General features: G+C 63.2%; 11 protein-coding genes. 4 read left to right on the forward strand and 7 right to left on the reverse strand.

Translation table 11 applies throughout. The features are described from left to right. Positions 1-70 precede the first annotated feature (70 nt). On the forward strand, positions 71-1,894 hold the full coding sequence (locus tag RX331_RS17895; protein WP_410708236.1) for a caspase domain-containing protein: 1,824 nt from the start codon (positions 71-73) through the stop codon (positions 1,892-1,894). Positions 1,895-2,001: 107 nt separating this feature from the next. Here the strand turns inward: RX331_RS17895 and gltA are convergent, their stop codons facing one another. Both gltA and gltX read right to left on the reverse strand, forming a co-directional pair. After that, positions 2,002-3,306, reverse strand: a complete 1,305-nt coding sequence (gltA, locus tag RX331_RS17900; protein WP_317257767.1) for a citrate synthase — start codon at positions 3,304-3,306, stop codon at positions 2,002-2,004. A gap of 159 nt (positions 3,307-3,465) precedes the next feature. Continuing rightward, entirely contained in the window at positions 3,466-4,890 is a 1,425-nt protein-coding gene (gltX, locus tag RX331_RS17905) for a glutamate--tRNA ligase (protein ID WP_317257768.1), read from the reverse strand. 145 nt (positions 4,891-5,035) lie between these two features. Between gltX and RX331_RS17910 the strand changes: the two genes are divergently transcribed. Continuing rightward, entirely contained in the window at positions 5,036-6,718 is a 1,683-nt protein-coding gene (locus tag RX331_RS17910; RefSeq protein ID WP_317257769.1) for a glutamine--tRNA ligase/YqeY domain fusion protein, read from the forward strand. A gap of 25 nt (positions 6,719-6,743) precedes the next feature. Next, positions 6,744-7,145, forward strand: coding sequence for a nuclear transport factor 2 family protein (locus RX331_RS17915; protein ID WP_317257770.1), 402 nt, complete (start codon positions 6,744-6,746; stop codon positions 7,143-7,145). A 1,016-nt stretch (positions 7,146-8,161) separates the two neighbouring features. Here RX331_RS17915 and RX331_RS17920 read toward each other — a convergent pair. After that, positions 8,162-8,419 carry a hypothetical protein gene (locus RX331_RS17920; protein WP_317257771.1) on the reverse strand — a complete coding sequence of 86 codons (258 nt, stop codon included), beginning with the start codon at positions 8,417-8,419 and terminating at the stop codon, positions 8,162-8,164. A gap of 108 nt (positions 8,420-8,527) precedes the next feature. Then, positions 8,528-8,683, reverse strand: a complete 156-nt coding sequence (locus RX331_RS17925) for a hypothetical protein (RefSeq protein WP_317257772.1) — start codon at positions 8,681-8,683, stop codon at positions 8,528-8,530. 239 nt (positions 8,684-8,922) lie between these two features. On the opposite strand from RX331_RS17925, the gene RX331_RS17930 reads away from it, so the two are divergent. After that, on the forward strand, positions 8,923-11,214 hold the full coding sequence (locus RX331_RS17930; protein WP_317257773.1) for a ComEC/Rec2 family competence protein: 2,292 nt from the start codon (positions 8,923-8,925) through the stop codon (positions 11,212-11,214). 7 nt (positions 11,215-11,221) lie between these two features. Here RX331_RS17930 and RX331_RS17935 read toward each other — a convergent pair whose 3' ends face one another. The 3 genes from RX331_RS17935 to lexA all read right to left on the reverse strand — a co-directional run bounded on the left by RX331_RS17935 (position 11,222) and on the right by lexA (position 12,915). Next, positions 11,222-11,392, reverse strand: a complete 171-nt coding sequence (locus RX331_RS17935; protein ID WP_317257774.1) for a hypothetical protein — start codon at positions 11,390-11,392, stop codon at positions 11,222-11,224. 137 nt (positions 11,393-11,529) lie between these two features. Then, positions 11,530-11,952: a hypothetical protein gene (locus tag RX331_RS17940; protein WP_283034631.1), complete on the reverse strand. Its 423-nt coding sequence runs from the start codon at positions 11,950-11,952 to the stop codon at positions 11,530-11,532. 261 nt (positions 11,953-12,213) lie between these two features. Continuing rightward, positions 12,214-12,915: a transcriptional repressor LexA gene (gene lexA / locus RX331_RS17945; RefSeq protein ID WP_317257775.1), complete on the reverse strand. Its 702-nt coding sequence runs from the start codon at positions 12,913-12,915 to the stop codon at positions 12,214-12,216. Between the last annotated feature and the right edge of the window lie 82 nt (positions 12,916-12,997).

Raw genomic sequence — 12,997 nt, forward strand, 5'->3', positions numbered from 1 at the left:
CTGCACATCATCGTGCGTGTGATGAGCCTCACAGAGGTGCCTTTACGGTCCTCTATTTTCCGATACTCTGTTGCCGATATTGCAGTCGATTGTTCGAGGACTGTCCGTGCGCACAGTTCGGCTTCTGATTTTGTTGATTTGTTTGGGCTGTCTCGGCCGCCATCCAGCGCTGGCCGAAACGCGCGTTGCACTAGTCGTCGGTAATTCTGCCTATCAGAAAGTTCCGAGCCTCACCAACCCCACGAGCGATGCGACGGCGCTAGCAGCCATGTTCAAGGCAGCGCGCTTCGACTTGGTCGAGTTGAAGTTCGATCTTGCCGCGACCGAGCTTCGCAGAGCACTGCGAGAATTTGCGAGCAGGACGCGCGATGCAGATATTGCCGTCGTCTATTACGCCGGCCACGGCATCGAGCTGGACGGCAACAATTTCCTGGTGCCTGTCGATGCTGCTCTTCAAACCGATGGCGATGTGCTGGACGAAACGGTGTCGGTCGAGCGGGTGTTATTTGCGGTGGAGCCCGCCAAGCGGCTTCGACTCGTCATCCTCGACGCCTGCCGGGACAATCCCTTTGTTAACAGAATGAAGCGCACAGTTGCCTCGCGTGGCATCTGGCGTGGACTTGCCAAGGTCGAACCAACAAGCCCGAACACGCTGATCGCATTCGCGGCGAAGGCGGGTTCGACTGCATCAGATGGGGACTTCCAAAACAGCCCGTTCGCCACTGCACTCGTGGAATATCTGCCCAGACCCGGCCTAGATATTCGCCGGGCCCTTGGCTATGTCCGCGATGACGTGTTGAAGAATACTGGCAACAAACAGGAGCCCTATGTCTACGGATCGCTCGGCGGCGACGATGTCTCTTTGGTCCCCGTGATTGCCTCTAAGGCCGCTCCTCAGGATATCCAATCCGCAGTTCGGCGCGACTACGAGTTGGCACTCCAGCTTGGTACGCGAGATGGATGGGAAGCCTTTCTTTCGCAGCATGCCGACGGCTTCTACGCCAACCTTGCTAAAGGGCAGCTAAACAAGATTGCGGCAGAAGATGCACGTGTGGCGGCGGCCGAGCAGGCGCGCCTTGCCGAACAAGAAAGAGCGCGTCTCGCTGAGCAGGGGGCAAGACAAGACGAACTGACCAAAGCCGTTGCTGCTGCGAAGGCGGCAGAGGAAGCTCGCTTTGCGGTAGAAGAAGGCAAGCGCATTGCGCCTGAGAAGATTGCAGCCGTGGAAGCTGCGCGATCCGAACAGGAGAAGCCGAAGGACGAGAAGGAAAAGGCGGCCGCTACTTTGGAGCAGGTGGGGGCGCTGGCCGAAAAACCTGCAGACGCAAAGGTCGAGCATCAGCTTGCAGCCCTGTCGCCCCCTGTTCAGCAGCCCACCCCGCTTGAATTGACGGTTTCGCTTCAAGAAGAGCTTCGTCGTGTCGGATGCAATACAGCTTCCGTGGACGGCACGTGGAGCGCGGCCTCTGAGCGCGCGCTCCAACTCTTTAACGTCCACGCGGGCACGCGGTTCGATACGAAGGGCGCGAGCGCCGATGCGCTCAACGCGGTCAGGCGCAAGACCGGCCGGATTTGCCCCCTTGCCTGCGATTTTGGCTATCGCGCTGAGGGCAGCGGCTGCCGCAAGATCGTCTGCCGTGCCGGCTATGAGCTCAACGATCTTGGTTCGTGCGAGAAGGTCCGGACGAAAAGGGCCGTTAACCCCGGTCAGCCGAAGCCGAGACCTGAATCGGCCAAAGGCGCAAAAATGGACGACACGCCGTCTAGGCAGGCTGCAGGAAAGATATTCTGCGACTCGCAGGGATGTCGCCCCCTGGGAAAGGGCTGCAGACTTGAGTCTGGCTGGGCCGCGGGCGACAAGAACCGTAGTTCTCAATACCAGGTGTGCCCCTAAAGCGACGCATCGTTGGGTAGGGCGGTAGGACCCACGCACGTCCACAAAACAAGAAAGCCGGATGCGGTCGCCGCATCCGGCTTTCTGTTGTGGGTGAGCAACTTCGTTTACTTGCGCTTGTCCACCGGCACGTAGTCGCGGCGGGCGACGCCGGTGTAGAGCTGGCGCGGACGGCCGATCTTCTGCTGCGGATCCTCGATCATTTCGCTCCACTGGCTGATCCATCCGACGGTGCGGGCGACCGCGAACAGCACGGTGAACATCGAGGTCGGGAAGCCCATCGCCTTCAGCGTGATGCCCGAATAGAAGTCGACGTTCGGATAGAGCTTGCGGTCGATGAAGTACTGGTCGGAGAGCGCGATCTTCTCCAGCTCCAGCGCGACCTTGAGCATCGGATCGTCGCCATGGCCGGTTTCCTTCAGCACGGCATGACACATCTTCTGCATGATCTTGGCGCGCGGATCGTAGTTCTTGTAGACGCGGTGACCGAAGCCCATCAGGCGGACTTCCGAATTCTTGTCCTTCACCTTCTTGATGAATTCCGGAATCTTGTCGACCGAGCCGATCTCGGACAGCATCGCCAGCGCCGCTTCGTTGGCGCCGCCATGCGCCGGGCCCCACAGGCAGGCGATGCCGGCGGCGATGCATGCGAATGGGTTGGCGCCGGACGAGCCGGCGATACGCACCGTCGAGGTCGAGGCGTTCTGTTCGTGATCGGCGTGCAGGATGAAGATCTTGTCGAGCGCGTCAGCCAGCACCGGGTTGATCTTGTAGTCCTCGCAGGGCACCGCGAAGCACATGTTCAGGAAGTTCTCGGCAAAGGAGAGCGAGTTCTTCGGATAAATGAAGGGCTGGCCGACGGTGTATTTGTAGGCCATCGCCGCCAGCGTCGGGATCTTCGCGATCATCCGCATCGAGGCGATCATGCGCTGCTGCGGATCGTTGATGTCGGTCGAGTCGTGATAGAACGCCGCCAGCGCGCCGACGCAGCCGACCATGACCGCCATCGGATGCGCGTCACGGCGGAAGCCCTGGAAGAAGCGGGCCATCTGCTCGTGCACCATGGTGTGGCGGGTGACGCGATTATCGAAGTCTGCCTTCTGCGCCTTCGTCGGCAATTCCCCGTAGAGCAGGAGGTAGCAGGTCTCCAGGAAGTCGCCGTGCTCGGCAAGCTGCTCGATCGGATAGCCGCGGTATTCGAGGACGCCGGCATCGCCGTCGATATAGGTGATTTTCGACTGGCAGCTGCCGGTCGAAGTGAATCCGGGGTCGTAGGTGAACATTCCCGCCTGGGCGTAGAGCTTGGCGATGTCGATGACATCTGGCCCCACTGTGCCGCTGAGGATCGGGAAATCGTACGTCTTGTTACCTACCGTGAGCGTTGCAGTCTTGTTGCTGGATTTGGCGTCCATCGTGAATCCCCGATGAAATCGTTACGAAAAACCGCGCTGCCCCTGGTGCCATTTTCAAGGCAGCAGCAAGGGAGCCGGCTTGTCTGGAAGCGGCGCTGAATGGGTTAGCTTATTGCCCTGTGCACTGCAAGACGGGCGGAAACCGGCATAAGGTAGGGGTTAGCCGCCGGCTTGATCGGCGAGGCGGGCAAGGCATTCCTCCCGCCCCAGGACGTCCAAAACGTCGAAAATCCCCGGGGAAGTCGTCCGTCCGGTCAGGGCCACCCGGAGCGGCTGGGCGACGGCGCCGAGCTTGAGGTTATTTTGCTCGGCGAAATTCCGCATGGCGGCTTCCGTCGTCTCGGCGCGCCAGTCGGTAACGGCATCCAGCGCCGTCCGCAGCCGGCCGATCAGGGCGCGGGTCTCCGGCGTCAGCAGCGCGGCGGCTTTGGCCTCGATCTGCAGCGGCCGGTCGGCGAAGATGAAATAGGCGCCCGAGATAAGCTCGATCAGCGTCTTGGCGCGCTCCTTCAGGCTCGGCATCGCGCGCAGCAGCTGCGCGCGTGTGGCGTCGCTCAGCTTGGCCTTGAGGTCGGCGCCTTCGGGGACGTAGTCGAGCACGCTCTCGAACTGCCTGAGCAACTCGCGGTCGTCGGCTTGGCGGATGTAGTGGCCGTTGAGGTTTTCCAGTTTTGCGAAATCGAAACGCGCCGCCGAGCGGCCGATCGCCGGCAGGTCGAACGCGTCGATCATCTCCTGCGTCGAGAAGATTTCCTGGTCGCCATGGCTCCAGCCGAGCCGGACGAGGTAATTGCGCAGCGCCGCCGGCAGGTATCCCATAGCGCGGTAGGCGTCGACACCGAGCGCGCCATGGCGCTTGGAGAGTTTTGAACCATCCGGCCCATGGATCAGCGGGATGTGGGACATGTTCGGGATGTCCCAGCCGAGCGCGTCGTAGATCTGCTTCTGGCGCGCGGCATTGATCAGATGGTCGTCGCCGCGAATGACGTGCGTCACGCCCATGTCGTGGTCGTCGACCACCACCGCCAGCATGTAGGTCGGGGTGCCATCGCCACGCAGCAGCACGAGGTCGTCGAGGTTCTCGTTCTGCCAGACCACGCGGCCCTGAACCTGGTCCTCGATCACGGTCTCGCCGATCTGTGGCGCCTTCAGCCGAATGGTCGGCTTCATGCCTTCAGGCGCCTGCGCCGGATCGCGGTCCCGCCACATCCCGTCATAGAGCCGGGTGCGCCCCTCGGCGCGCGCCTTCTCGCGCATCGCCGCCAGTTCCTCCGATGTGGCGTAGCAGCGGTATGCCTTGCCGCTGGCGAGCAGTTGCTCGGCCGCCTGGCGGTGTCTTGAGGCACGGCTGAACTGGTAAATGACCTCGCCGTCCCAATCGAGCTCGAGCCATTTCAGCCCGTCGAGAATGGCCGCGATGGCGGCCTCGGTCGAGCGCTCGCGGTCGGTATCCTCGATCCGCAGTAGCATCTTGCCGCCCGTCTTCTTGGCGTAAAGCCAGTTGAACAGCGCGGTCCGGGCACCGCCGATATGGAGGAAGCCGGTGGGCGAGGGGGCAAAGCGTGTGACGACGGGATCAGTCATTACCGGACGGGGCAGAGGTTCAGGAATTGGCGGTGGTGTATAGCAGGAACGGTGCATAACTAAAGCCTTTGCGACCGCAAAGTAGGCTTGGCTCACAGGGGCGAATTTGGCAGAAGGTTCGCCAATCCCTAACAGGAACTCGTAGATGACCACAGAACCGGTAACGGCAGAGGCGGGGCGCGATTTCATCCGCGACATCGTCCAGGCCGATCTCTCTTCCAAGAAACACAGCCGGATCGTGACCCGCTTCCCGCCGGAGCCGAACGGCTATCTGCACATCGGGCATGCCAAGTCGATTGCCCTCAATTTCGGCATCGCGCAGGAATTCGCCGGCAAGTGCCATCTGCGCTTCGACGACACCAACCCGACCAAGGAAGAGCAGGAATATATCGATTCCATCCAGGCCGACGTGCACTGGCTCGGCTACGACTGGGGAACCGACCTCTATTACGCCTCCGACTATTTCGAGCGGCTCTATGATTGGGCGGAGGGCCTGATCAAGGCCGGGAATGCCTATGTCGACGACCAGTCGCAGGAGGAAATCCGCGTTAATCGCGGCACGCTGACGGAACCCGGCAAGAACTCGCCGTTCCGTGACCGCACGGTCGAGGAGAACCTCGACCTCTTCCGGCGCATGAAGGCCGGTGAATTTCCGAACGGCGCCCGCGTGCTGCGCGCCAAGATCGACATGGCCGCCGGCAACATCAACCTGCGCGACCCCGTGCTCTATCGCATTCTGCATGCCGAGCATCCGCGCACCGGCACCACATGGTCGATCTATCCGAGCTACGACTACGCCCACGGCCAGTCGGACGCCATTGAAGGCATCACCCATTCGATCTGCACGCTGGAGTTCGAGGACCACCGGCCGCTCTATGAATGGCTGCTGGAAAAGCTACCGGTGCCGTCAAAGCCACGGCAGTACGAATTCGCGCGCCTCAACCTCACCTACACGCTGCTGTCCAAGCGCGTGCTGACGCAGCTCGTGCGCGACGGCCACGTCTCCGGCTGGGACGATCCGCGCATGCCGACCATCGCGGGCCTAAAGCGGCGCGGCGTGCCGCCGGCGGCGGTGCGCGAGTTCGTCAAGCGGATCGGCGTGGCGAAGGCCAACAGCATCGTCGATGTCGGCATGCTCGAGTTCTGCATCCGCGAGCATCTCAACAAATCGGCGCAGCGGCGCATGGCTGTGCTGCGGCCGCTCAAGGTCGTGATCGAGAATTATCCGGAAGGGCAGGTCGAGGAGCTCGAGGCCGTCAACCATCCCGACGATCCGTCCGCCGGCACGCGAAAAATTTCGTTCGGCCGCGAGCTCTATATCGAGCGCGACGACTTCATGGAGAACCCGCCGAAAAAATTCTTCCGCCTGTCGCCGGGCAACGAGGTGCGGCTGCGTTACGCCTATTTCGTCAAATGCACCGGCGTCATCAAGAACGGTGCCGGCGAAGTCGTCGAACTGCGTTGCACCTATGATCCCGCCACCAAGGGTGGCAACGCCCCCGACGGACGCAAGGTCAAGGCTACCATGCACTGGCTGTCGGCGAAGGACTCGGTGCCCGCCGAGATCCGCGTCTACAACCAGCTGTTCGCGAACCCGAGCCCGAATGCCGCGAATTTTGCCGCCGACCTCAATCCGGAGTCATTGGAGGTCCTGCCTGACGCTCGGATCGAGCCGTCGGTCGCGGGGGACAATTCCGGCGAGGTGATGCAGTTCGAGCGGCAGGGCTATTTCGTGCGCGACAAGGATTCCGCGCCCGGCAAGCCCGTTTTCAACCGCACCATCGGCCTGCGCGATACGTTTGCCAAGGAAGTCGGCGGGAAGGGCTGAAGTCCTATGGCCTAGGATCGCCTGGATGCAGAGCGCACCCCACGACATCGTCTCCGGCGTCATGAAGCGATGGGGCGCGGCGTTCACCCGGCTGGACGCCACGGGGCTCGCCGCGCTCTATTCGAAGCATGCGTTCTTCTTCGGCTCGAACCCGCTCCTCTACCACGGAAAAGACGGCGTGAAGGCCTATTTCGAAGGCCTGCCGCGCTGGCACTCGCCGTCCGTCGAATTCACCGATGTCAGGACCGCGCAGGCGGCGCCCGACCTGATCAACGTCGCAGGTACGGCGACGTTCACAATCGAGCAGGATGCCGAGCCGCTGGTCGTGAAAATCACCTGGGTCATCCTTCGCGAAGACGGCGACTGGAAGATCGTCAGTCACCACGTCTCGTCCAAGACCCCGCTGATTGACGGGGCGGGTCAGTAATTTTGTCGAACCAATAAACCCGATGGCCTGACCCCTTCATGTTCGGGCAGTGACATCGCATCGGCGGATCCGCCCGGCATTAATGTCAGAGCACGCGTGCTTGAAGTTGCCGGCATTGCATCGCGACCTGGCGAGTTGGCTGGGTCCTAGGGCGTTTGGGCTGTGCGAGGGCTTCCGTCTGGACGTATGACCAACTCGAATATGGCGACATGGGTGTCTTCCACCCAATACTCCAGCGTGTCACCGCAGATCGTACAGGATGCGTGACCAGTGTGCGGCACCAGAAACTTCTCGTCAGTGCGATGGTACTCGGCGCCGCAATTGTTACACCTGACAATGGTCGCCATTTCGGAAGTATGCGCCTCCGCTCACGCGTTTTCCAGTACGGATGGCTGCCATATTCCAACTGACCCACTGCCAATTACCAAGATTTTTTCGGTCGTTTCCGCGCACGTCTAGGGGGCACGCATGCTTCTCTCGTTCTGAACGCAATCGTGAATTCCAGTCGAGCCGAGAGGCGTAGACGTGTTGACGCCTGGTCGTGCGCGAACAATGCGCATCCTGCTGCGGCGCACCTTCAGAGCGCTTTAAAGGGCGCTCTTCCCGACGGTTCGCTGCCGGGTTTGGCTGGTCGGTCCGGGCCCAAAGCACGGCGGCAACACAACGCAGGCCGGACGGATGCGCTTTGAGCGCCGCACCACCGTATCAATGAGAGAGGGGAGGTGAGCATCATGCGCATTCAAACTGGCAAGACGTTGCCAGCCTGTTGGTGGGTGCGTGGCTGGTCGTTTCGCCGTTTGTCCTCGGCATGGCCGGTCCAGCCGTCTGGCTAACCATCGCACTCGGATTGGGCGTCATCCTGTTTGCCATCGAAGCATTCGTCATCCCTTCCTATCTGGAGGAATCATGTGTGAGCATGGTCACAAAGCTGCGCCACGCCCCTTCATGCTGAGATGGTGGACAGGCACATCGATGGCGGTAGGTCATGCAGCAGGCTGCGGCGCTGCACTAGCTCGCTAGCAGCCGCGGCAGATGCCCCGGATGGCTCTTGCGAGCTGGGCATCTTCGGCCGACATCGGCTCGTGAGGCTTTTGCTGCTCGGCCTCTTTGGCCTCGTTCGCCTTTTGCCGGGAAAGCCGCGCCGCCTCCTGGCGCTGATAGCAGGCCTCGCGATCGGCGCGCGCTTCGATGAAGCGGCATTGCTCCGGCGTTGCGGCACCGGCCGGAGAAAGCGTCAGGATCACCGCACATACAATCCAGGCCGAATGTTTCACGTTACTTCTTGTCCTGCTGTTCGAGACATAGCGCGGAATTGTAACCCCGGCGGGCATGTATTTCTTCCGGTTCCGTAGATTCAATATGACGCATCTATTGGGCGAGCGTCAGCGCGGGTCGCTCAATGCCGGCAGAATACCGCCGGTAATCTCCGACGTGTCGCCGGAGATGCGCCAAGCCGCCACTCCGACACATACCGTGAGCGTCAGAGCGATCATCAGCAGAAGCACGGAGGAAAACTGGCTCACATCGTATTCCGCCACGAACCTGAACTGCACAGAAACCAGCACGGCTGGCCGAGTCGATAAATGCAGTTGGGCTGACTTAATGGAGGTTTTCCACGGCGGATGAAGCGCTGTGCAGCGCTATCCGGTGCGGCGTACCTATCCGCCGGCGTGCATTTCCTGAGGTTTCTGCATCTGTTCTGCTAGCGGGCCCGATACACCGTCCGGTAGTCTTGCGCCATCCACGAGATCGTAAGGTGTAGTAAGGTGTAGGCTCGGTGGCGGATCAGGACGACACGTCGGGCCGAAAGCGCGGTTATGCCGGAACTTGGCCACCGCGCGCGGCGGTGCCCGTCGGCGGCCTTGCGCCGTCGCCGCCTGCATTCTGGCCGCCGCTGATCGAGACCGTGCGGGCATGGGCCCGCGCCGAAGCCGGCGCCGGGCGGCTGCTGCCCTGGGTGCCGGTGGCGTTCGGCTCGGGCATCGCGCTCTACTTCGCGGCCGATCATGAGCCGGTGCTGTCGGTGGCCGCCAGCCTGGCCATCGTGCTGTGCGCGGTGGCGGTCCTGTTGCGGCGGCAGAAGTTCTTTCCCGCTGCGGTGATGATCGCAGCCGTCGCGGCCGGCTTTGCGGTCGCCACCTGGAAGACGGCGCGGGTGGCGCATGGCGTGCTGGCGCGGCCGATGTTCTCGGTGTCGCTGACCGGCTTTGTCGAAACCCGCGACATCCGCGAGCGCACCGACCGTTTTGTGCTGCGCGTCGTCACCATGGAAAGCGCGCGGGGAACTTTGAAGCTGGAGCGCGTGCGGCTGTCGGTGAAGAAAGGCGCGGCGCCTGATGTCGGCAGTTTTGTCGAGCTGAAGGCGCGGCTGTTGCCGCCGCTCGGGCCGGTGCGGCCGGGCAGCTATGATTTCAGCCGCGACATGTTTTTCGCCGGCATCGGCGCCTCCGGCTTCGTGATGGGCGCGATCAAGACGGCCGAGCCGCCGGAGGGCGGCGGGCTGCGCCTGCGCTATTCCGCCTTCATGCAGGGCCTGCGGGACGCGATCGATGCGCGGATCAGGACCACGCTGGAAGGCGACAAACGCGCGATCGCAACCGCGCTGCTCACCGGGCGGCGCGATGCGATCTCGCCGCCGGTGAACGATGCGATGTTCATCTCCGGCCTCGGCCATGTGCTGTCGATCTCCGGCTACCACATGGCTGTCGTCGCCGGCGTCGTGTTCTTTGCGGTGCGGGCGCTGCTGGCGCTGTTTCCGGTGCTCACGGTCGGCTACGCCATCAAGAAATGGGCGGCGGCCGCCGCGCTCGCTGCCGCCGCGTTCTACCTCCTGCTCTCGGGCGCCGAGGTCGCGACGCAAAGGTCGTTCTTCATGACCGCCGTGGTGCTGATCGCGGTCATGGTCGACCGCCGCGCCATCACCTTCCGCACGCTCGCGGTCGCCGCCTTGATCGTGCTGGCGGTGGCGCCGGAGGCGCTGGTGCATCCGAGCTTCCAGATGTCGTTTGCCGCCACGCTGGGCCTGGTGGCGCTGGTGCAGATCGGCATGCCGCGCCTGTTCGCCGCGCCCGACAACAACGCGACCGCGCGGGCCGCGCTGTGGGGCGGCCGCGAGTTCACCATGCTGCTGCTGGCCTCCCTGGTGGCGGGGCTTGCGACCATGCCTTACGCGGCCTTTCACTTCCACCGGGTGACGCCCTATGGCGTGATCGCCAACCTCGCGGCGATGCCGGTGGTGTCGGCGGTCGTGATGCCGGCGGGCCTGCTCGGCCTCGTCGCCATGCCGTTCGGCTTCGATGGGCTGTTCTGGGCGATCATGGGTTTTGGCATCGACTGGATGATTGCGGTCACGCAATGGGTCGCGGCATTGCCCGGCGCGGTTGGCCGCATTCCGGCCTTCGGCATCGGCCCGCTGATCGCGGCGAGTATTGGCATCATCCTGCTCGGCCTGCTGCGCACGCCGCTGCGCTGGTCGGGCGCCGCGCTGGTGGTGCTGGCGGCGATGTGGGCGGCGCGGGTGACGCCACCGGATATTCTGATCTCTGCGGACGGCCGCCATGTCGGCGTCCGCGGCCAGGACGGCCGGCTGCATCTGATGCACGCGGTGAAGGGCTCGAAGGATACGTTCCTGCTGAAGGAGTGGCTGGCGGCGGATGCCGATGCGCGCAACGCAACCGATGCCACGCTCACCTCAGGCGTGTCCTGCGACGACCTCGGCTGCGTGGTGCCGTCTGCGGGCGGCCCGCTGGTCGCGCAGGCGTTCAGGCCGGAAGCGTTTGCGGATGATTGCGAGCGCACGGCGCTGATCGTGACGCTGCGGCAGGCGCCGGCCGCCTGCAGCGCTTCCGTGATCGACGGCGAGCGATTGCGGCGCCAGGGCGCGATGGCGCTAGGGCGAGGCAGGGAAGGCTTTGTCGTCGAGGCGGTCAAGCCGCGCGGGATCGACCGGCCGTGGTCGCCGGCCGTAGCTGAGGAGCGCGAGCCGGACGCCACCGTGCTGGCGCCGCGCGTGCCGGCGCGGGCCGTCGATGCGACGCCGGCCGAGGCGGACCTTCAGGCGGAAGAATAAATTGAGTTCAGCGATCGTCGTGCGGAGGAGCGACCGGTATCTCGAACGCGCCGAGGTGAAACTCCTCCGGCGCGTCAGGCTGCGAAGGCAGGTTGACCAACGTGAACGAGGCGTCGGGGAATTGCTGCCAGATCGCGAGATCGTCCGCGGTGACGGTGAGCCAGCCATAGCGGAACATGTACCGCCCCGGTGCAGTGACGCGTCCGGCTCTTTGCCATGTAATCTTGTTGACCACCGACTGCCCTCGGCGCCGATTTTCCAGGCAATATATCACGTAATCCGCCGGTTTGAACCGGCGGATTACATGCGCGGCGTTTAGCCGGTCACGATAGAAGCGGCCGGAGGCGCTTCGACGGCTTTCGGGGCGCGCTCGCCGCCGGTCTGGACCACCGGCAATTGCAGCACGGTCGCCCGCTGGCCTTCGCAAAGCTGCGTCACCAGCACATGGCTGCCATCGGGAAATTCGATCGCGTCATGGTGACGGTCGGCCACTTCGGGCTCGATCTGATTGAACTTGCCGACCCGCCACTCGGTGGTTCGCGTCCAGATCCAGCGGTTATCGTATCTGACGTCCTCGGCGAACGCCAGTTCGGTGCCGGGAAGCATGCAGACCGCCACTGCTGGTTCGCGCTCTGACGCAAAGCCGCGGGTCGAAGTACCGCGGAAGGTTGTGGTAACAAGCGTCTCGCCGACCCGGGCAGGGCGCGTCGCCACGGCGTGCAGGCTATAGTCACACATCGGATGGCTCCCTCGTTTGAGATAGCTGACCCGTGTCTGGAAGGAGGCACAGGCCTCTATCGCAGTGGATTTTATCGCAAGTGGACTTGGCAGAAGCTTTTCTTGGTTCGGGACAAATTCTGCGACTGGCCTGACTGCGATCAAAATCACAAGCGCGATAACGGGGCTTTGTTCCTTCACGCAGCAAAAAACCCCGGCCGATGGCCGGGGCTGGATGTCGTTGTCGTCATGTACGCCAACCGACAGACCAATATTTAAAGATCAGTATTTGCGGTACAGCCCGATCAGCTTGCCCTGGATTCGGACCCGGTTGGGCGGCAGGATGCGGACTTCATAGGCGGCGTTGGCCGGCTCGAGCGCGATCGAGGCGCCGCGGCGGCGGAAACGCTTTAGCGTGGCTTCCTCCTCGTCGATCAGCGCCACCACGATATCGCCGGTGTCGGCGGTCTCGTTGCGCTGGATCAGCGCCATGTCGCCGTCGAGAATGCCGGCATCGACCATGGAATCGCCGCGCACTTCGAGCGCGTAATGTTCGCCGGAGCCGAGCATGTCAGGCGGCACGCTGATCGTATGGCTGCGGGTCTGCAGCGCCTCGATCGGCGTGCCGGCGGCGATCCGGCCCATCACGGGCACGGCGACCGGACGATTGCCGTCGTCCTCGGCAACAGGCGGGCTTGAGGTGCGCTTGCCGAGCGTGCCTTCAATAACGCTTGGCGTGAAGCCGCGGCGGCCGTTGCCGGCTGTCGCAAGCTCCGGCAGCTTGATGACTTCGATGGCGCGGGCGCGGTTGGGCAGGCGGCGGATGAAGCCGCGCTCCTCCAGCGCCGTAATCAGGCGGTGGATTCCGGACTTCGAGCGCAGGTCGAGCGCGTCCTTCATCTCGTCGAAGGAGGGCGGCACGCCGGCCTCTTTCAGCCGTTCATTGATGAAACGCAGTAGCTCATACTGTTTGCGCGTAAGCATCGCGAGCAATCCCCCGGTTTGGTATCGTCGTTCGGTCTCGAATTTCAGCGCCCAGATCGCCGGAGTCCCCAAACTCCCAACC

The organism is Bradyrhizobium sp. BWA-3-5, assembly GCF_032917985.1.
Taxonomy (GTDB): Bacteria; Pseudomonadota; Alphaproteobacteria; order Rhizobiales; family Xanthobacteraceae; genus Bradyrhizobium.